Source organism: Enterobacter sp. PL_is514, assembly GCF_055816715.1.
In genome coordinates, this window is the sequence record NZ_JBVPGN010000034.1 from 14499 (window position 1) to 34528 (window position 20030).

Annotated in this window: 19 protein-coding genes; 9 read left to right on the forward strand and 10 right to left on the reverse strand. The window is 57.1% G+C overall.

The window, feature by feature from the left end:
* Window positions 1–71: 71 nt before the first annotated feature.
* Window positions 72–2006, reverse strand: coding sequence for a protein kinase YeaG (yeaG, locus tag AC0TNG_RS15650; RefSeq protein WP_008500713.1), 1935 nt, complete (start codon window positions 2004–2006; stop codon window positions 72–74).
* 430 nt (window positions 2007–2436) lie between these two features.
* On the opposite strand from yeaG, the gene AC0TNG_RS15655 reads away from it, so the two are divergent.
* The gene (locus AC0TNG_RS15655; RefSeq protein ID WP_024908575.1) at window positions 2437–3183 is read left to right on the forward strand and encodes a MipA/OmpV family protein; all 747 of its coding nucleotides are present in this window, start codon (window positions 2437–2439) and stop codon (window positions 3181–3183) included.
* Between the two features lie 78 nt (window positions 3184–3261).
* Here the strand turns inward: AC0TNG_RS15655 and AC0TNG_RS15660 are convergent, their stop codons facing one another.
* Together AC0TNG_RS15660 and gapA are read right to left on the reverse strand one after the other, a co-directional pair.
* On the reverse strand, window positions 3262–4146 hold the full coding sequence (locus AC0TNG_RS15660; RefSeq protein ID WP_024908574.1) for a D-hexose-6-phosphate mutarotase: 885 nt from the start codon (window positions 4144–4146) through the stop codon (window positions 3262–3264).
* Between the two features lie 72 nt (window positions 4147–4218).
* Window positions 4219–5214: a glyceraldehyde-3-phosphate dehydrogenase gene (gapA, locus tag AC0TNG_RS15665; protein WP_014831506.1), complete on the reverse strand. Its 996-nt coding sequence runs from the start codon at window positions 5212–5214 to the stop codon at window positions 4219–4221.
* A 340-nt stretch (window positions 5215–5554) separates the two neighbouring features.
* Between gapA and msrB the strand changes: the two genes are divergently transcribed.
* Both msrB and AC0TNG_RS15675 read left to right on the forward strand, forming a co-directional pair.
* A complete protein-coding gene (gene msrB, locus AC0TNG_RS15670) occupies window positions 5555–5968 on the forward strand; it encodes a peptide-methionine (R)-S-oxide reductase MsrB (RefSeq protein ID WP_024908573.1) in 414 nt (137 codons plus the stop codon).
* A gap of 56 nt (window positions 5969–6024) precedes the next feature.
* Window positions 6025–6288 carry a YeaC family protein gene (locus tag AC0TNG_RS15675; protein ID WP_463727032.1) on the forward strand — a complete coding sequence of 88 codons (264 nt, stop codon included), beginning with the start codon at window positions 6025–6027 and terminating at the stop codon, window positions 6286–6288.
* Window positions 6289–6348: 60 nt separating this feature from the next.
* On the opposite strand, the gene chiD is transcribed toward AC0TNG_RS15675, so the two are convergent.
* From chiD to sppA, 4 genes are all read right to left on the reverse strand, one after another.
* The gene (gene chiD, locus AC0TNG_RS15680; protein WP_417927230.1) at window positions 6349–7605 is read right to left on the reverse strand and encodes a chitinase ChiD; all 1257 of its coding nucleotides are present in this window, start codon (window positions 7603–7605) and stop codon (window positions 6349–6351) included.
* 175 nt (window positions 7606–7780) lie between these two features.
* On the reverse strand, window positions 7781–8422 hold the full coding sequence (gene pncA, locus AC0TNG_RS15685; RefSeq protein WP_061715469.1) for a bifunctional nicotinamidase/pyrazinamidase: 642 nt from the start codon (window positions 8420–8422) through the stop codon (window positions 7781–7783).
* Window positions 8423–8431: 9 nt separating this feature from the next.
* Window positions 8432–9448, reverse strand: a complete 1017-nt coding sequence (gene ansA / locus AC0TNG_RS15690; RefSeq protein ID WP_008500705.1) for an asparaginase — start codon at window positions 9446–9448, stop codon at window positions 8432–8434.
* 63 nt (window positions 9449–9511) lie between these two features.
* The gene (sppA, locus tag AC0TNG_RS15695; RefSeq protein WP_024908569.1) at window positions 9512–11368 is read right to left on the reverse strand and encodes a signal peptide peptidase SppA; all 1857 of its coding nucleotides are present in this window, start codon (window positions 11366–11368) and stop codon (window positions 9512–9514) included.
* 167 nt (window positions 11369–11535) lie between these two features.
* On the opposite strand from sppA, the gene AC0TNG_RS15700 reads away from it, so the two are divergent.
* From AC0TNG_RS15700 to AC0TNG_RS15710, 3 genes are all read left to right on the forward strand, one after another.
* Window positions 11536–12087 carry an NAD(P)H nitroreductase gene (locus AC0TNG_RS15700; RefSeq protein WP_024908568.1) on the forward strand — a complete coding sequence of 184 codons (552 nt, stop codon included), beginning with the start codon at window positions 11536–11538 and terminating at the stop codon, window positions 12085–12087.
* A gap of 116 nt (window positions 12088–12203) precedes the next feature.
* Window positions 12204–13247 carry a selenide, water dikinase SelD gene (selD, locus tag AC0TNG_RS15705; protein ID WP_024908567.1) on the forward strand — a complete coding sequence of 348 codons (1044 nt, stop codon included), beginning with the start codon at window positions 12204–12206 and terminating at the stop codon, window positions 13245–13247.
* A gap of 4 nt (window positions 13248–13251) precedes the next feature.
* Window positions 13252–15159 carry a DNA topoisomerase III gene (locus AC0TNG_RS15710; RefSeq protein ID WP_024908566.1) on the forward strand — a complete coding sequence of 636 codons (1908 nt, stop codon included), beginning with the start codon at window positions 13252–13254 and terminating at the stop codon, window positions 15157–15159.
* Window positions 15160–15230: 71 nt separating this feature from the next.
* On the opposite strand, the gene gdhA is transcribed toward AC0TNG_RS15710, so the two are convergent.
* On the reverse strand, window positions 15231–16574 hold the full coding sequence (gdhA, locus tag AC0TNG_RS15715; RefSeq protein ID WP_024908565.1) for an NADP-specific glutamate dehydrogenase: 1344 nt from the start codon (window positions 16572–16574) through the stop codon (window positions 15231–15233).
* Window positions 16575–16802: 228 nt separating this feature from the next.
* On the opposite strand from gdhA, the gene AC0TNG_RS15720 reads away from it, so the two are divergent.
* On the forward strand, window positions 16803–17081 hold the full coding sequence (locus tag AC0TNG_RS15720) for a YnjH family protein (RefSeq protein WP_024908564.1): 279 nt from the start codon (window positions 16803–16805) through the stop codon (window positions 17079–17081).
* Here the strand turns inward: AC0TNG_RS15720 and AC0TNG_RS15725 are convergent.
* Window positions 17038–17457 carry a pyrimidine (deoxy)nucleoside triphosphate diphosphatase gene (locus AC0TNG_RS15725; RefSeq protein ID WP_024908563.1) on the reverse strand — a complete coding sequence of 140 codons (420 nt, stop codon included), beginning with the start codon at window positions 17455–17457 and terminating at the stop codon, window positions 17038–17040. The genes AC0TNG_RS15720 and AC0TNG_RS15725 overlap by 44 nt on opposite strands.
* Window positions 17458–17532: 75 nt before the next feature.
* Here AC0TNG_RS15725 and AC0TNG_RS15730 point away from each other — a divergent pair, with 75 nt between their 5' ends.
* Together AC0TNG_RS15730 and AC0TNG_RS15735 are read left to right on the forward strand one after the other, a co-directional pair.
* Window positions 17533–18102 carry a carboxymuconolactone decarboxylase family protein gene (locus tag AC0TNG_RS15730; RefSeq protein ID WP_024908562.1) on the forward strand — a complete coding sequence of 190 codons (570 nt, stop codon included), beginning with the start codon at window positions 17533–17535 and terminating at the stop codon, window positions 18100–18102.
* Entirely contained in the window at window positions 18095–18712 is a 618-nt protein-coding gene (locus AC0TNG_RS15735; protein ID WP_024908561.1) for a CDP-alcohol phosphatidyltransferase family protein, read from the forward strand. The genes AC0TNG_RS15730 and AC0TNG_RS15735 overlap by 8 nt, the downstream gene beginning before the upstream one ends.
* Here AC0TNG_RS15735 and AC0TNG_RS15740 read toward each other — a convergent pair.
* Window positions 18709–20016: a sulfurtransferase gene (locus tag AC0TNG_RS15740; RefSeq protein WP_473712739.1), complete on the reverse strand. Its 1308-nt coding sequence runs from the start codon at window positions 20014–20016 to the stop codon at window positions 18709–18711. The two genes, AC0TNG_RS15735 and AC0TNG_RS15740, sit on opposite strands and share 4 nt — an antisense overlap.
* Between the last annotated feature and the right edge of the window lie 14 nt (window positions 20017–20030).

Sequence of the window (20030 nt, forward strand, 5' to 3'; positions counted from 1 at the left end):
CCCCCCGTACTGCATTTGCCAACTTGCATTTTGTAGGCCCGGCAGGCGCTAAACGCCGCCGGGCACTTGTTTTAAGACGATTTACGCACGCGCAGGTACCATTCGCAGAGCAGGCGGACCTGTTTGCGGGTGTAGCCTTTTTCCATCATACGGTCGACAAAATCGTCGTGTTTTTTCTGTTCATCGGTTGAGGTTTTGGCGTTAAACGAGATCACCGGCAGCAGCTCTTCGGTATTGGAGAACATTTTCTTCTCAATGACCGTGCGCAGTTTCTCGTAGCTGGTCCAGTTCGGATTGCGCCCGTTGTTATGCGCTCTGGCGCGCAGGACGAAGTTCACAATCTCGTTACGGAAGTCTTTCGGGTTGCTGATCCCGGCAGGCTTCTCGATTTTTTCCAGCTCCGCGTTCAGGGATTCACGGTCAAACAGCTGGCCGGTATCCGGGTCGCGGTACTCCTGATCCTGGATCCAGAAGTCAGCGTAGGTGACATAACGGTCGAAAATGTTCTGCCCGTACTCTGAATAGGATTCCAGGTAGGCCGTCTGGATCTCTTTGCCAATGAACTCGGCGTATTTCGGGATCAGGTAACCTTTGAGGAACTCAAGGTAGCGTTCGGCCTGCTCCTGCGGGAACTGCTCGCGCTCGATTTGCTGCTCCAGCACGTAGAACAGATGAACCGGGTTGGCCGCCACTTCCGCATGGTCGAAGTTAAAGACGCGGGAGAGGATCTTAAACGCGAAACGCGTAGACAGACCGTTCATCCCCTCATCAACCCCGGCATAGTCGCGGTATTCCTGATACGACTTCGCTTTCGGGTCGGTATCTTTCAGGCTTTCACCGTCATAGACGCGCATTTTCGAATAGATGCTGGAGTTTTCCGGCTCTTTCAGACGCGAAAGGATGGAGAAGCGTGACAGCGTTTCCAGCGTGCCGGGCGCGCAGGGGGCATGCACCAGCTCACTGTGGTTAAGCAGTTTCTCGTAAATTTTGATCTCTTCGGAGATCCGCAGGCAATAAGGCACCTTGACGATGTACACGCGGTCAAGGAAGGCCTCATTGTTTTTGTTATTACGGAAGGTCACCCATTCAGATTCGTTCGAGTGGGCGAGAATAATCCCGTTAAACGGCAGGGCGGAGATACCTTCCGTCCCGTTGTAGTTGCCTTCCTGAGTCGCCGTCAGCAGCGGATGCAGCACCTTGATTGGCGCTTTAAACATCTCGACGAACTCCATAATCCCCTGGTTCGCGCGGCACAGCGCGCCCGAGTAACCGTAGGCATCCGGATCGTTTTGCGCGAAGTTTTCCAGCTTACGGATGTCGACTTTACCCACCAGCGCCGAGATGTCCTGGTTGTTCTCATCGCCAGGTTCCGTTTTGGCGATGGCGATCTGTTCAAGGATAGACGGCCAGACTTTCACCACGCGGAATTTGGTGATATCGCCACCAAACTCGTGCAGGCGTTTTGCCGCCCACGGCGACATGATGGTGCCGAGATAGCGACGCGGGATGCCATACTCTTTGTCCAGAATCTGCGCATCTTCCTGCGGATTGAACAGGCACAGCGGATGGTCGTTCACCGGGCTGCGTTCACCGTTGGCGCTCAGCACATAGATAGGCACGCGCTGCATCAACGACTTCAGGCGTTCCGCCAGCGAGGATTTACCGCCGCCCACGGGGCCGAGTAAATAGAGGATCTGTTTCTTCTCTTCCAGACCCTGAGCGGCATGCTTCAGATAGGAGACAATCTGTTCGATGGCATCTTCCATACCATAGAACTCTTCAAACGCCGGATATCGGGCGACCACCCGATTCGAAAAGAGACGGGAAAGCCGAGGCTCCAGGGCAGTGTCAACCATGTTTGGCTCACCAATAGCCATCAATAGCCGTTCTGCCGCATTGGCATAGGCACTGCGATCTTGCCGACAGATGGTAAGAAACTCCTGCAGTGTGAACTCTTCGTCCTTGGCAGCTTCATAGCGCTGGCGATAGTGATCGAATATATTCATGGCATGCCGTCCTTTCGTTTTTTAGCACAGGATAAGAGCCGTTCGTATGAGTAGTGGAGGCTCCCGGAAGAGAATCTCTCGCACCTCACTACCAAAGCAGCAACCTGTGTGCCAGGTCAGACGCTAAGAACCGCAGGTGTTCAGGAAAACTCTTCTTAAATTAAAGCGTAGATGGCATTTGCAAAACTTGCATGCCCAGAAAATCTACTTTCAATGACATATCAATAACTCATCCAAAAATTTCCACTGTCGTTATAAGACAAATGCACGTTTTTCATTCAGTGGTCATATAAATGAAAGCAGGCTGTCATCTGATAAGTTAAAAATAATGGGTTAATCAGGCTGATTAGCAGGCAAAAAATTTTGGGATGTACGGGAATGGCGGTTACACTTCATCCGCTGATTATTTGACTACAGGAAAGAATGGATTGTGACCAAACTCAAACTTCTGGCATTAGGCATCCTTGCCGCGACCGCAGTGAACACCGCACAGGCGGAAAGTCAGTGGACGGTTGGCGCGGGTGTTGGCGTCATTAACAGCCCGTACAAACAGTATGACCGTGACGTTTATCCTGTTCCCGTTATCACCTATGAAGGCGATAACGTCTGGTTCCGCGGGCTCGGCGGCGGCTACTATCTCTGGAACGATACGGCCGATAAGCTCTCCATCATGGCCTACTATGATCCGACGCACTTCAAGCCGGGTGACAGCGACAGCCACGCGCTTCGCCAGCTCGACAAGCGCAAAAGCTCGATGATGGCCGGCCTCTCATACGTGCATAACACCCAGTATGGCTTCCTGCGTACGGCCCTGGCGGGCGATACGCTGGATAACAGCAACGGCTTTATCTGGGATCTGGCGTGGCTGTACCGTTATACCAACGGTGGTCTGACCCTGACGCCGGGTATTGGTGTGCAGTACAACAGCGAGAACTACAACGACTATTACTATGGCGTGTCTAAAAACGAGTCCCGCCGCAGTGGTCTGAAGAGCTACAGCGCAGATGACGGCTGGGATCCGTACCTGGAGCTGACCGCGAGCTATAACTTCCTCGGCGACTGGAGCGTGTACGGTACCGGCCGCTATGAGCGTCTGAGCGACGAAGTGAAGGACAGCCCGATGGTCGACAAGTCATGGGCAGGTATTTTCTCTGTCGGCGTGAGCTACAAGTTCTGATTGCGCACTAATATTGTGCAATTGATGCATTAAAACGGGGCGCGCGCGCCCCGTTTGCTTTGATGTGGTGCAGAAAAATTATCGCTTAACAATGCGGATCGTCTGCCCTAAACGAGACGGTTTTTCGTCGCTCGCTTTTTGCGGGGTGCTCACGCAGGCGGTTTCCACGCAGACAAACGTTTTATACCCTTCATCCGTCATGTCGGCCATGCTGACGGACAGCGCCGGGCCCGGGTTCCAGCCCACCACGTCGCTGTGATGATGATGGACCACTTCAATTCCGCGGTTCAGCGCGCCGTCGTGGATCACGCTGCACGCTTCCGGGTGCAGGTAGACGCGGTCGGTACGGTCAGGGAATGTCTGTATACCGTCGCTCAGTTTACCTTCTTTGGCGTTATCCACTTTGTCGATAAAGGTATCGCCAAGACCGCTCACCTTCACTGCGCCGATATCACCTACGTTGAAGTAGGTGTGCAGGGCTGCGGTGGTTTCAAACTCACCGTGGGCTTCCAGTTCGATTTCACAGGTTTTACCAAGCTTAAAGCGGGCATACAGGGTGAAATCATGCGGCCAGAGGGCGCGGGTTTCATCATTAGCCTGCAGCTCAAAGGTCAGCACGGCGCCGTTGTCATCTTCGTTGTGCGCTTTCAGCGTCCACTGCTGGTTACGGGCAAAACCGTGAGAAGGCAAACCCTGCTGGGCGGACGGGCCGAACCACGGCCAGCAGATCGGTACGCCACCGCGAATAGCCGCCCCTTTTTTGAAGGAGGTCGCATCGCTCAGCCACAATCCCTCTGCTTCACCTTCGGGTTTCCAGGAGAGCAGGTGGGCGCCGTTCAGCGCCACGGAGGCTTTAACGCGTGGATGGTCAACGACGATAACGTCGGCACCGTCAATCTGACGGCGGGAAAGCACAGGGGTAAGTTGTTCGACTACCGGAAGTGCAAAAATTTTATTAATCATTAAGCAATCCTCTGTCTTATAAATAAAAAAGGCGACCGAAGTCGCCTTTTTGGATCAAGCACTCATCTCAACTTATTTAGAGATGTGAGCGATCAGGTCCAGTACTTTGTTAGAGTAGCCAGTTTCGTTGTCGTACCAGGATACCAGTTTAACGAAGTTGTCGTTCAGTGCGATACCCGCTTTAGCATCGAACACGGAAGTGCACACTTCACCGTTGAAATCGGTAGATACAACGTCGTCTTCGGTGTAGCCCAGAACGCCTTTCATTGCGCCTTCAGAAGCAGCTTTGATTGCTTTCTTAATTTCTTCATAAGAAGCAGCTTTTTCCAGACGAACGGTCAGGTCAACAACGGATACGTTAGGAGTTGGAACGCGGAACGCCATACCAGTCAGTTTGCCATTCAGTTCTGGCAGTACTTTACCTACAGCTTTAGCAGCACCGGTAGAGGATGGGATGATGTTCTGAGCCGCGCCACGGCCGCCGCGCCAGTCTTTGTGAGACGGGCCATCAACGGTTTTCTGAGTAGCGGTGGTTGCGTGAACGGTAGTCATCAGACCTTCGATGATGCCGAAGTTGTCGTTGATAACTTTAGCCAGCGGTGCCAGGCAGTTGGTGGTGCAGGATGCGTTAGACACGATATCCTGGCCAGCGTAAGTTTCGAAGTTTGCACCACGAACGAACATTGGGGTGTTGTCTTTGGAAGGACCAGTCAGAACAACTTTCTTCGCACCCGCAGTGATGTGTTTACGTGCAGTTTCGTCGGTCAGGAAGATACCGGTTGCTTCAGCAACAACGTCAACACCGATTTCGTTCCATTTCAGGTTAGCTGGGTCTTTTTCAGCAGTAACGCGGATGGTTTTGCCATTAACAACCAGGTGGCCGTCTTTCACTTCAACGGTGCCGTCGAAACGACCGTGAGTTGAGTCGTACTTCAGCATGTACGCCATGTATTCAGCGTCCAGGAGATCGTTGATACCAACGATTTCGATGTCAGAACGTTTCTGAGCAGCACGGAAAACAATACGGCCGATACGGCCAAAACCGTTGATACCTACTTTGATAGTCATATATTCCACCAGCTATTTGTTAGTGAATAAAAGGTTGCCTGTAAAATTACAAAAACCTTACGCAGCGTCAAGCGGAATCGTGTCAATCATTGCGACAAATCAATCCTGTGACTAACGTTTGTGCGACTGACTCGCCTCACTTTCCCTTTGAGCTTGCACCCATATGGGGGCTGCGCCGGGATTTTAAAGGCCTCGCAGGATAAAAATGTGAGCATGGTCACAATTGCCTGACCGCCTTTTCGCGACACATAAGTTTAGATCAAAAGTGCACGCAAGGGTGTTAATGTTTTGTTAGAATCCGGGTTAAAAGATGTCTGTTTCTACAGCGAGATGTAAGCATATGTCGAACCAACGTAACCCTGAAGATTTGAAAAAAAACCTCACAGAAATGCAGTTTTACGTGACGCAGAATCACGGGACGGAACCGCCGTTCACCGGGCGTTTACTGCACAACAAGCGGGACGGCGTCTACCACTGCCTGGTCTGTGATGCGCCGCTGTTTAATTCACAAACGAAATTTGATTCTGGCTGCGGCTGGCCGAGCTTTTACGAGCCGGTGAGCGATGAGGCCATCCGCTACCTGACCGACTCGTCGCACGGCATGGTGCGCACGGAAATTCGCTGCGGCAACTGCGATGCGCACCTTGGGCACGTCTTCCCGGATGGCCCTCAGCCCACGGGCGAGCGTTTCTGCGTGAATTCAGCCTCAATGAGCTTCACTGACGACGAAAACGGCGACCAGGTGAAGGGTTGAAAAAACGATTCAGCAAATTATTCCTTTAAAAGGGCGGGATTGTGAATATTGATGACATGATTAGCGGTATGACGCCGGAGATTTATCAGCGTCTGGTGACCGCCGTAGAGCTGGGAAAATGGCCCGATGGCGTCGCGCTGACCCCGGAGCAAAAAGAGAACAGCCTGCAGCTGGTGATGCTGTGGCAGGCGCGCAATAACACCGACGCACAGCACATGACGATCGACACCCGTGGCCAGATGGTGATGAAGAGCAAGCGTGAGCTGAAAGAAGACTTTGGCATCACGCCGAAGCCGATTGCGACGATTAAAATGCAATAACGGTGCGGGTTGATGCCCTCACCCAACCCTCTCCCACGGGGAGAGGGCTTGATTGTCTTACTACTTATGCGGGATCCCGAGCGACTCCGCCAGCTGTTTCGCTAACTGATTGTTGTCATCAGCCCCGTACTCCCAGAACATCGCCCCGGCAAGACCTTTCTCTTTGATGTAGTCCGCTTTGATCGCCACGGATCGTGGGTTCTCATACGAAATCGCAAACAGCGCGTTGCCATCGGCACCCTTCACCGAGAGCCACGGCACCTTTGCCTGGTCGTCCCAGTGCTCGGTAAAGCGCTTCTGCGGATCGTTCAACAGCTTTTTCACGATATCGTTGTACTTCACGTAGGTATCTTTGGTCAGGTCATAGCCGAGTGACTTGAACAACCCGATCTCCTGCGGCCCGAAGTAGGGCTGGGTAACCGGATTTTTTTGCGCATCCGGTTTGGTCCAGTCGATCCCCGGCTCTACGGCGCGTTTGGGTACGCGGCCATAGAAACCAATCCCGAGATTCATCTGCTGCGGCTTCAGCCCGGCGGCCAGATAGTTGTTCACCACAAAGTCCACGCTGTATTTGTCCGCGGCGGCCACCGTCGGCCAGGTGCTGGAGTCATACAGGTTGGCGTTAAAATACTGCGTACCGTACGCCATGTCGTAGGTCATCAGGTTGATGTAGTCGAGCAGGGGCGCAATGGCTTTCACATCCACCCAGCTTTTCGGACTTTCCGCATTCGCGCCTACCGCAATGGTGACCAGCTTTTTATGCCCGAACGCGTCGCGCAACTCTTTCAGCAGGGCGGTAAAGTTACCCCGGTCGGCAGGCTGGCTTGCCACCAGCCCCCAGGCGCCGTTGACCGGATACTCCCAGTCAAGATCGATCCCGTCCAGGCCGTATTTGTCGACAATCTCCTGCGCGGAGCGGATAAACACCGCGCGCGTCTCTTGGGTTGCCGCTGCGCCGGAGAAGCCGCGCCCCCCCCAGCCGCCGATGGAAAGCAGCACTTTGAGGTTCGGGTTTTGCTTACGCAGAGTGGGGATTAAGGCCAGATCGGACGCCACTTTTGGCGATAGCCAGATTTGATGCAGCTTCGCCGGATCTTTCAGCGCGGCATTGGTTTCGTCTTTTTCGTCGTTATAGACCAGACCAAACGAGTAGTTCAGATGGGTGATCTGGCGAACGTCCAGTTTATTGATATCGCCACCCGGTCCGGCGGTGACATCGCCACCCCCGTTAAAGTAGCCCACGGACATCATGGAACTGGCGGAGGCAACTGACGCGCAAAGCAAGGGTAATGCTGCCAGCAAGGGCAAACGTTTCATACAAGTTCCTCTTTGACTTAATAAAATTAACCACGCCACGGAAAAGGCGTGGCGAAAAAACAGCCTAAAGAGAATAGCATTGCCGCTTCGCTGAGGATGCGAGGGAGTTCACTTTATGGGGGATCGGAGAGGGGGGATTGCCGGGTAAGCGTCAGCGCCACCCGGCTTAAAAGGCTTACGCCTGCGTCTCCAGCCAGTCTTCGAGCGTATACAGCGTCGCGCCTTCCGCAGCCATATCCATAAACGCCTGAGCGCTGTCCTGCGGGTGAATGTTCACCCCGCGGCAGCCGTCGGTGATGACGCTGACGGTATAACCTAACTGGAGCGCATCCAGCACGGTGAACTTCACGCAGTAGTCCGTCGCCAGCCCCAGCACAATCAGCTCCGTGATTTCGTGATGACGTAACCACGCGTCCAGCGCCGTTTTCTGGCGATGCCCGTTATCAAAAAACGCGCTATAGCTGTCGATAGCCGGGTTTTCACCTTTATGGAACACCGCGTCGATGGCTCTCTGATTCAGGAGCGGATGCAGCGCCGCGCCTTCCGTCTGCTGTACGCAGTGATCCGGCCAGAAGGTTTGCGCCAGCCCGTCGAGCTCTCCCTGAGTGAAAGGCTCGACGTTATGCTGGCTGGCAAAGCTGCCGTGGTTCGCCGGGTGCCAGTCCTGGCTTGCGACAACCGCTTCGCTGCGGGCTTTGCACCAGTCTATCAGCGTGTTGGCCACGTCAACGGTGCTGTCACCTTCGGCGACGGCCAGCGCACCGCCCGCGCAGAAATCATTTTGCAAATCGACCAGTAGCAGGGCGCGTTGCTTCATGAGCACTCCTTATTCGTCCGGGGTCAGCTCGCCGCGCAGGTTTTGCATCATCGCGCTGCGAATGGACTGAATGTCCAGATCCTGACTCAGTAAATAGTGAAGTTTAGTCAGCGTTGCCTCAACGGTCATATCGAAGCCGCTGATGACCCCCGCATGCGCCAGCGCGTTGCCGGTGGCATAGCCGCCCATATTCACTTTACCTGACATGCACTGGGTCAGGTTCACCACCACAATTCCGCGCTCGCTGGCTTCCTGAAGCTCTTTCAGGAATTCACCGTTCTGCGGCGCATTGCCTACGCCGTAGGAGCGCAGGATCAGCGCTTTTACCGGCTGGCGCAGGAAGTTACGCACCACGTCCGCAGAGATACCCGGATAGATGGTGACCACGCCAATCGGTTGCGGAGTAATCGGATGCACAATCAGCTCGCCGGCGGTGTTCGGCGCCGGAGGGGTTCCCAGACGACGGATATGAATACCGGCCTCCAGCAGCGGCTGCAGGTTAGGGGAGGCAAAGGCGTCAAAGCCGTCTGCGTGGGCTTTGGTGGTGCGGTTGCCGCGATACAGACGGTTATTAAAGAACAGCGACACTTCGTTGATCGGGTAATTCGCCGCCACGTACAGGGAGTTCAGCAGGTTGATCTGCCCGTCGGAGCGCAGCTCCGCCAGCGGGATTTGCGACCCGGTGACGATAACCGGCTTGCTCAGGTTCTCCAGCATGAAGGAGAGCGCCGAGGCGGTAAACGCCATGGTGTCGGTACCGTGCAGGATCACGAAGCCGTCGTACTGGTCGTAATGGGCTTTAATGTCATCCGCGATGTGCTGCCAGTCTTCCGGCGTCATGTCGGAGGAGTCCATCAGCGGCTCGTATTCGTGGATAGTAAAGTCAGGCATTTCCGGACGGTGGAATTCTGGCATCAGCGCAAGCTGACGCTGAAGGTGGCCGGAGACGGGGATATAGCCGTTTTCGGAGCGCTGCATACCGATGGTACCGCCAGTGTAGGCTACATAAATCGATTTCTTCTGCATGGTAGTGAGTTCTTGTTCTTCAAAAGAAAAAAATCCCCTCTTCGCGGGAAGAGGGGACGGTTTTTAACGGACGTTAGCGCAGGTCAGGCAAAACGCGTAACGACTCTGTGGATCGTTAAAGGCCGCAAGCTTATCGCTTTCTGCCTTCATCGCTTTTGCCGCCGTGGCGACTGGCGCAGGCAGGTAAGCCTGCAGCGCCTCCGGCAGCATGGCGCGTACCGAGCCGGACATGCTGTCCATGACCATATCGAAGAACGACGGTTCGTCCTGGTAATACTCGATATGCCACTGCTTCAGCTTCGCCAGTTCGGCGGCTTTCTTCACCGCGTCATCGAAGTCACCCAGGCTGTCCACCAGTCCGTTGCTCTTCGCATCCTGACCGGTCCAGACGTGGCCCTGCGCAATCTGGTCGATCTGCTCAGGCGTCTTTTTACGCGAGTCTGCGACCAGGGTGATAAAGCGTTTATAGCCGTTCTCAATGCTGAGCTGCATCATCTCAGAGACTTCCGGCGGCAGAGATTTGGTCACCGACACATCCGCCAGCGGAGAGGTCGCTACGCCATCGGTATGCACGCCCAGGGAATCCAGGCTGTTCTCTACGGTGTTGATCACCCCGAAGATGCCAATCGAACCGGTCAGCGTGCTTGGGTTAGCCACGATGTAGTTGGCTGGCGTGGAGATCCAGTAACCTCCGGAGGCGGCCATTCCGCCCATTGAGACGACGACCGGCTTGCCGGCGGCGCGCGCCGCGGCCAGTTCAGCGCGGATCACCTCGGAGGCGCTGACGCTACCGCCAGGGCTGTTGACCCGCAGGACAATCGCCTTCACTTTTGGATCGAGGCGCGCATCGCGGATTTGTGACGCGGTAGTATCGCCGCCCACGTTCCCCGGGGTCTCCTGACCGTCCATGATCGCACCGTTGGCAAAGACCACCGCGACGCTGTCACCGCTGTCATCCGGCTTTTTCGTCGAGTAATCATACATGCTGATGGCGCTGTAGTTTTTATCCTCTTTGCTCCAGCCAAACTGCTTGCTCAGGGATTTTTCAATCTCGGCGCTGGTGCCCAGGGCATCAACCAGTTTGTTATCCAGCGCATATTTCGCGGTATCGCCGTCAACCTTACGCAGGCCTTCCAGCACGCCCTGCGCGCCAGGGAACGCCTGCTCAGGCGTAATCTGACGGTTCGCGGCAACGGTGCCCAGATAGTTCTGCCACAGCTCGCCAATCCAGCGGCTGTCCGCTTCGCGGGCGGCAGGGGACATATCGTCGCGGATAAACGGCTCAACGGCGGATTTATAGGTACCGACGCGGAAGACGTGGGTGGTGACCTTCAGCTTGTCGAGCAGCGATTTGTAGTACAGGCCGTTGGTGGCAAAGCCGTGCAGATCCACCGTACCCTGCGGGGAGAGCCAGATCTTATTGGCGAAGCTCGCCAGATAATATTGCCCCTGGCTGTAGCTGTCGCCCACGGCAATCACCGGCTTGCCGCTGTCGCGGAATTCGCGCAGCGCTTTACCGATGTACTGCATTGAAGGCTGATCGCCTCCGGCAAAATCTTTCAGATCCAGCACGATCCCGGTGATGTTACGGTCGTTTTTGGCCTGGCGGATGGTATCGACAATATCAAACAGGGAGTTTTCCTGCAGACGATCTGAGGTTGCGCCAAACAGCTGGCGACCAATCACGCTCAGGCGACTGCTGGTGGACGGCTTATCAACGATAACGCCGGTGATATCGAGTAATAGCGCGCCGCGCGTTGAATGCTGCGCCTGATTCGCGTTACTGATATGCATCCAGATGCCCGCGCAAACCAGAACCAGGAAGATGAAGAAGATGTTCATCACCAGGTTGCGGACGAAGTTGAGCAGTCTCCACGTCCATTTAAAGAAACCGGCAATGATTCGCCAAAGGGTTCGCATGTATTCTCCCTAACCAGAAAATGACTGTTTCCGTCGCCACTGGACGGTAATGTTGGGTTATCGTAATGACCCAACCGCCACTTGTCAGCAGGAATCGCCTGCCAGGCTGTAACAAAATCTGCCGCCGTGTTAATTTTGTGAGTAAATTTCAAGAAAGGAGTTAACCAATGGACGCACTCGAACTGCTTGTTAACCGCCGTAGCGCTTCCCGTCTGGCCGAACCTGCCCCGGCAGGCGAGCAGCTGGAGAACATTCTGCGTGCCGGCATGCGTGCCCCCGATCATGGCACACTGCAGCCATGGCACTTCTTTGTAATTGAAGGCGAAGGCCGCGATCGCTTCAGTCAGCTGCTGGAGCAGGGGGCGGTGGCAGCCGGGCAGGATGAGAAAGGGATCGACAAGGCGCGCAATGCTCCGTTCCGCGCGCCGATGATCGTCACCGTCGTGGCAAAATGCCAGGCCGACCATAAGGTGCCGGTCTGGGAGCAGGAAATGTCCGCAGGCTGTGCGGTGATGGCGATGCAAATGGCCGCCGTAGCACAAGGCTTCAACGGTATCTGGCGCACCGGCCCGCTGACCGAAAGCCCGGCGGTCCGTGACGGTTTTGGCTGCGGTGAGCATGACAAAATTGTCGGCTTCCTCTACCTCGGCACCCCGCAGCTTAAAGCCTCCAGCACCATCAGCGTGCCGGACACCACGCCTTTCGTCAGCCGTTTCTGATAACGCACGCTAAACTGTCTGGATTCTGAGCATCTGCCGCAGAATTCAGACAGTCATACTTACCTCTTTATGGAATGAGCGCTACCATAGCGCGATTGAGATGACAGGAGACGTCCATGAGCGAGCAAACCATTCGTTTAACGCAGTACAGCCACGGAGCCGGTTGCGGTTGTAAAATTTCCCCGAAAGTGCTGGAGACCATCCTGCACAGTGAACAGGCGAAGTTTGTCGACCCGAACCTGCTTGTCGGCAACGAAACGCGTGACGATGCTGCAGTTTATGACTTAGGTAACGGCACCAGCATTATCAGCACCACCGACTTCTTTATGCCGATTGTCGACAACCCGTTCGACTTCGGTCGCATTGCGGCCACCAACGCCATCAGCGATATCTTCGCCATGGGGGGGAAGCCGATCATGGCGATTGCCATTCTGGGCTGGCCGATCAACACCATCCCGCCGGAAGTGGCACGTGAAGTGATTGATGGCGGCCGTTTTGCCTGCCAGCAGGCGGGGATTGCGCTGGCCGGTGGTCACTCTATTGATGCACCTGAACCGATCTTCGGCCTGGCCGTCACCGGCGTGGTCCCGACCGAACGCGTGAAGCGCAACAGCACCGCGCAGGCGGGCTGCAAGCTGTTCCTCACCAAGCCGCTGGGCATTGGCGTGTTGACCACCGCCGAGAAAAAGTCCCTGCTGAAACCGGAGCACAAAGGTCTGGCAACGGAAGTGATGTGCCAGATGAACCTCGCCGGTGCGGCATTCGCCAATATCGACGGCGTGAAGGCGATGACCGACGTCACCGGTTTTGGTCTGCTGGGACACCTCTCTGAGGTCTGTCAGGGCGCGGGCGTGCAGGCGCAGATCTGGTATCAGGACGTGCCGAAGCTGCCGGGCGTGGAAGAGTATATTGCTCAGGGCGCGGTCCCGGGCGGTACCCAGCGCAACTTCGCCAGCTACGGTCACCTGATGGGCGAAATGCCTGAGGAGTGGCGCAACCTGCTGTGCGATCCGCAAACCTCCGGCGGCCTGCTGCTGGCGGTGACGCCGGAGTCAGAAGCTGACGTTCAGGCGACCGCCGCCGAGTTCGGCATCACCCTGACGGCGATCGGCGAGCTGGTGACCGCGCGCGGTGGCCGACCGATGATTGAGATCCGTTAATTCGATGCGGTTGTTTATTGCCGAAAAGCCGAGCCTGGCCCGTGCCATCGCCGACGTGCTGCCTAAGCCGCATCGCAAAGGCGACGGCTTTATCGAATGCGGTAACGGGCAGGTGGTCACCTGGTGTATCGGTCACCTGCTTGAGCAGGCGCAGCCGGATGTCTATGACAGCCGCTACGCCCGCTGGAATTTAAACGATCTGCCCATCGTGCCGGAAAAATGGCGCCTGCAGCCCCGGCCTTCGGTCACCAAACAGCTGAACGTTATCAAGCGCTTCCTGCATGAAGCCGCTGAAATCGTGCACGCGGGTGACCCGGACAGGGAAGGGCAGCTGCTGGTCGATGAGGTGCTGGACTATCTGGAGCTGGCGCCGGAAAAGCGCCAGCAGGTGCAGCGCTGCCTGATCAACGACCTCAACCCGCAGGCGGTGGAGCGAGCCATTTCGCGCCTGCGCGCCAACAGCGAGTTTATTCCGCTGTGCGTCTCGGCTTTGGCCCGCGCCCGTGCCGACTGGCTGTACGGCATCAACATGACCCGCGCCTACACCATTCTTGGGCGCAACGCGGGCTATCAGGGCGTACTTTCAGTGGGGCGCGTGCAGACGCCGGTGCTGGGGCTGGTCGTGCGTCGTGACGAAGAGATTGAGAACTTCGTCGCCAAAGATTTTTTTGAAGTGAAAGCGCATATCGTCACGCCTAAAGACGAACGCTTTACCGCCGTCTGGCAGCCGAGCGATGCCTGCGAGTCATATCAGGATGAAGAGGGGCGCCTGCTCCATCGTCCGCTGGCCGATCATGTGGTTAACCGCATTACCGGGCAGCCCGCTATCGTCACCAGCTATAACGATAAACGGGAATCAGAACCCGCGCCGCTGCCGTTCTCGCTGTCGGCCCTGCAGATTGAGGCCGCGAAGCGCTTTGGCCTCAGCGCGCAGAACGTGCTGGATATCTGCCAGAAGCTCTATGAAACCCATAAGCTCATCACCTATCCGCGTTCGGATAGCCGTTATCTGCCGGAAGAGCACTTTGCCGGACGCCATTCGGTGATGAACGCCATTAGCGTGCACGCGCCGGATCTCCTGCCGCAGCCGGTGGTGAACCCGGACACCCATAACCGCTGCTGGGACGATAAAAAGGTGGACGCCCACCACGCGATTATCCCGACGGCGCGTGCCAGCAGCGTCAACCTGACCGACAACGAAGCGAAGGTCTATAACCTGATCGCCCGTCAGTACCTGATGCAGTTCTGCCCGGACGCGGTGTTCCGCAAATGCGTAATCGAACTGGAAATCGCGAAAGGGAAATTTATTGCTAAAGCCCGTTTCCTTGCAGAAGCAGGCTGGCGCACGCTGCTGGGGAACAAAGAGCGTGACGAGGAGAACGACGGCACGCCGCTGCCGGTGGTTGCTAAAGATGACGAACTGCTGTGCGAGAAGGGCGAAGTGGTTGAGCGTCAGACCCAGCCGCCGCGCCATTTCACCGATGCGACGCTGCTGTCGGCGATGACCGGGATCGCCCGCTTTGTGCAGGATAAAGATCTGAAGAAGATCCTGCGCGCCACCGACGGTCTGGGTACGGAAGCAACCCGCGCGGGGATCATCGAGCTGCTCTTTAAGCGCGGTTTTCTTGAGAAAAAGGGGCGCTATATCCATTCGACCGAGCCGGGCCGCGCGCTGATTCATTCCCTGCCGGAGCTGGCCGCCAGGCCGGACATGACCGCGCACTGGGAATCGGTGCTGACGCAGATCAGCGAGAAGCAGTGCCGCTATCAGGACTTTATGCAGCCGCTGGTGGGGACGCTTTACCAGCTGATCGATCAGGCGCGCAGCACGCCGGTGAAGCGCTTCAGAGGGATGGTTGCACCAGGCGCGGGGGCTAAGAAACCGTTTAAAAAGAAGAAAAGCGCGGCCTGATACGCCCGGTTTTCTCCCTCTCCCTGTGGGAGAGGGCCGGGGTGAGGGCACCCGGCCGCACGATATAAACCTTAAATCACACCCTGCCCGATCATGGCATCTGCCACCTTCACGAATCCGGCGATATTCGCCCCGCGTACGTAGTTGGTTTGCGATGCCTCGCCGCCGTACTCCACGCAGGCGTGGTGAATATCCAGCATGATATGGTGCAGGCGCGCATCCACTTTTTCTGCCTTCCAGCCGAGACGCGCGGCGTTTTGTGCCATCTCGAGGCCGGAGGTTGCCACGCCACCGGCGTTAGCGGCCTTGCCCGGTGCAAACAGCACGCCTGCCTCAAGGAACAGGTTCGTGGCGTCGATGGTGGTCGGCATGTTCGCCCCTTCGGCCACCGCTTTTACGCCGTTGCTAATCAACGTGCGCGCGGCTTCAACGTCCAGCTCGTTCTGCGTGGCGCACGGCAGGGCGATATCCACCGGCACGCCCCACGGCTGTTTTCCTTCCAGGTATGTCAGGCCAAACTCCCGGGCGTAATCCGCCACGCGTCCATCGCGGCTGGCTTTGATTTCACACAGGCGCGCGAGCTTCTCTGCCGTGAAGCCCGCTTCATCCACCACCGTGCCGCTGGAGTCAGAGGCGGTTACCACGCGAGCGCCAAACTGCATTGCTTTCTCAATCGCGTACTGCGCCACGTTACCGGAGCCGGACACCGCGACGCGCATGCCTTCAAAGCCTAAACCGTGGCGCTTGAGCATGGCTTCGGTGAAGTAAACCAGGCCGTACCCGGTCGCTTCCGGGCGGATCAGGCTCCCGCCAAACGACAGCCCTTTACCGGTAAAGACGCAGGCGCTGTTGTTGGAGAGCTTTTTCATCATCCCGGCCATAAAGCCTACTTCACGTCCGCCGACGCCGATATCACCGGCAGGTACGTCGGTATCCGGGCCGAGGTGACGGTAGAGCTCGGTCATCAGCGCCTGGCAGAAGCGCATCACTTCGCCTTCGCTTTTGCCTTTCGGATCGAAATCGCTTCCGCCTTTCCCGCCGCCCATCGGGAGCGTGGTGAGGGCGTTTTTAAAGGTCTGCTCGAAGCCGAGGAACTTCAGAATTGACAGGTTTACGGACGGGTGGAAGCGCATGCCACCCTTAAACGGGCCAATGGCCGAGTTAAACTGCACGCGCCACGCGCGGTTGACCTGCACCTGATTGCGATCGTCCACCCACGTCACGCGGAACTGGATCACGCGCTCTGGCTCGACAAGGCGTTCAAGCAGAGACATCTGGCGATAGCGCGGGTTTTGTTCAAGGAAGGGCCACAGGGTGGTCATCACTTCACGCACGGCCTGCGCGAACTCGCTCTGGTGCGGGTCGCGCTGCTGAACATGGGCAAGGAAACTTTCCAGAGAGCGTGTCTGATCCATAGATATAAGAACCTCTTATTGTATTTTATGTGTATTACTTATGCGATTTGTGTTGTTTTTTTGACTATATCACCCGTACCGCTTTGTGTGGCAAGCAGAAATGTAGGGCGAAAGGGAAATTAATGAGAGCGCAGGCGTCATAACCAAAAGCGATGAAGAGATAAATTAAAGGTTCCGCTCTGGTTTACCGTTATAGTCATTATCAAGGAACAACAGGAAGATGTGTCTATGAACCGTTATCTACTCACCGCGTTATGTCTGATCTTCACTGCTGGCGCGCAGGCTGACCGCATTCGTCCGGATGTGGAAGTGAATGTGCCGCCGGAAGTGTTTAGCTCCAGCGGTCAGAATCAAACGGTGCAGCCCTGCAATCAGTGCTGTATCTATCAGAATCAGAACTACTCGGAAGGGGCCGTGGTGAAAGCGGACGGCGTGCTGTTGCAGTGCCAGCGCGACGAGCGCGTTATCGGCACGAACCCGCTGGTCTGGCGTCGCGTAAAACAATAAACGCTTCCAGCAGCGGAATATCCGCGGGGGCCAGGGCGTAGCCAAACGCCTCTTCCGGCGTACACCACGCCAGCGCGCTGTGGTAGTGCGCCGTGAGCTCGCCGCTAAACGCAGGAACGTGCCAGGCGTGCAGGTTGATTAACCGCTGCGAGACTTCGCGCTGGTGGCTTGCTACATATTGCGCAGGCAGCGCTTCAATACCCAACTCTTCACGCAGCTCGCGGATAAGCGCCTCGGGCTGGGTTTCTCCGGCCTCGACTTTACCGCCTGCAAATTCCCACATGCCCGGCTGGTCGGCGTGGGCAGGGCGCTGCGCAAGTAAAATTTTGTCGTCTTTTTCGATGATGGCGGCAACGACATCGAGTGTTTTCAGCATGGTCGTCAATAATTGATAGCGAAAAAAGACATATTATCGTGCCCTTTCTCAGAGTCCAGCTATCAGGAGAATCAGGTGAAAGAGACTACCGCCTGGGTTGCCCCTATCGAATCCCTTCCCGCCAGCCTTAAACCCATTGCCGTGATGCAGAAAAAGCATTTTGGCGCCGTGCTGAATCCCACGCGCTGGTGGGGGCGCATGCCGCGTCTGTTCTGGCTGGTAGCGCTGTTCGTCGGTTTTCTGGAGCGTCGTCGCGCGCGCCTGACGCCCGTGCTTCGTTCGCTGCTCATGACGCGGGTGTCCCAGCTCTGCCACTGCGCTTTTTGTATTGATGCCAACAGCCTGCGGCTGGCCGAGCGCTGCGGGGCGCTGGATAAGGTGCAGGCCGTGAGCGACTGGCAGGGTTCCGCCTTGTTCACGGAGCAGGAGCGCGCGGCGCTGGCCTACGCCGAGGCGGTGACCGCCACGCCGCCCCGGGCGGATGAGGCCATCAGAGCGGCGCTGAAGCGCCACTTTACGGATGACGCTATCACCGAGATGACGGCGCTCATTGCCTTTCAGAATCTCTCTGCCCGCTTTAACGCTGCGCTGGATATTCCGGCGCAGGGGCTGTGCGCCACCTTTAACGAGACGCCTCATGCTTGATCGCCACCTTCATCCGCGGATAAAACCGGCGCTGAATCGTCTGGTCTCCGTGCTGGACCGACCGGGAATAACGCCCGACGGATTAACCCTGACCGGGTTTGCCATCGGCGTGCTGGCGCTGCCGTTTCTGGCCCTTGGCTGGTATCCGGCGGCGCTGGTCGTCATCGTGCTGAACCGCCTGCTGGACGGTCTGGATGGGGCGCTGGCGCGCCGCAGAGGGCTGACCGATGCGGGGGGATTTCTCGATATTGCGCTCGATTTTCTGTTCTACGCCCTGGTGCCGTTTGGCTTTGCGCTGGCAGCACCCGTTGAGAATGCGCTGGCCGCGGCCTGGCTGTTGTTTGCGTTTATCGGGACCGGCAGCAGTTTTCTGGCGTTTGCGGCGCTGGCCGCGAAGCACGAGATCGATAACCCCGGCTATGCGCACAAGTCGTTTTATTACATCGGAGGGTTAACGGAAGGGACGGAGACCCTCGCGCTGTTTGTGCTGTGCTGCCTCTTTCCGGCGCACTTTATGCTCTTCGCGTGGGTATTTGGCGCGCTGTGCTGGCTGACCACCACAACGCGCATCTGGAGCGGCTACGTGACGCTGAAGTCACTTAACCCTTAGAGCGCGCTTTCAGGCCCGCGCTCACCGGTCGTCACCGGGTTCTGCGGGTGACTGCTCCATTCGTACCAGCCGCCGTCATAGACGGCGATATTCTTCCAGCCCATCGCCCGGGCGTACATAAAGGTTTCGGACGCCCGCCAGCCGGTGCCGCAGTAAAACGCGACGTGCTGTTCCGGCAGAATATTCCAGCGCTTCCACTGGGCGGCGATGTCGTCAGCGCTGCGCATGGTGCCATCCGGGTTATGGAAATCCTCCATATGGGTAGCATCGCTGCCCGCGTGACCCCAGCGGGCACCGGCAATTTCACCTTTTGGCTTGATGTAGCTGTAGCCGCTGGTTTCGCCGATGAACTCCGGCCACGAGCGAATGCTGACCAGGGAGGCATCCTGACGGTGCAGCATGCCGCGCGCCTGTTCCATATCCACCATCAGCTGCGGCTGACCGGGGATCGGCGCGCCAAAATCGGGGGCTGGCATTACTTTACCGGGCGTGCCGCGCTCAACCGGCAGGCCTGCATCTGACCACGCCTTCCAGCCGCCGTCGAGAATACGCACATCCTTCACGCCCGCATAAAGCATAATCTGCGCCACGCGCGCGGCGGCGTATACGTCGCGGCCATACAAGATGACGGTGGTGTCGTGACGGATCCCGTGCTTCGCCAGCATCGCTTTCAGCTTGTCGTCGGAGACTTTATTCCACAGCGGTTCGCTTTCCACCTCGTTGGTGTCGATATAGCCCGCGCCGGGAATGTGGTTCAGCAGGTAAAACTTCGGCGCGCCCCAGGCGGCTTCGATCACTTTCCAGTCACCCGACGGCGCGGCGGTCACGGGTTTACCCTGCTGGAGCCGGTGGATCCACTGCGGGTAAACCAGCTGTTCAAAGTGGGGCAGACGCTGAAGGCGGTCTGGGGTCTGCAGTGCATCGCTGAGCAGCGAAACGTGGCGGTAACCGGCTTTCTCCAGGCGGGCTTTCACCGCCTGGTTATCGTTTTCGTCGCCGTACAGCGCGATGGCCGTCGCAGGGGTAAGCTGATGCTGTTTGGCCCACAGCGCAATCTGCTCGTCGCTCATGGCGCTAAGCCAGGCGGCAGCAAGGTTGAGTGCGGTGGGTTCATGCCCGGAGGGGCCGCTGAGCGTCTGCGGCCAGCCGTTATAGAAGGTGCTGGCGCGGGTGTCGACAGGCGTGCCGTGCTGCGCCTGAAGCTGAGACAGCGTGATGGCGTTGGGCATATCAGCCGCCAGCGAGGAAAAAGAAGCGAGGCCGCAGAGCAGGGCCAGCGCGGTCAGTTGAGAAACACGTTTCATCGAATAACCTGACG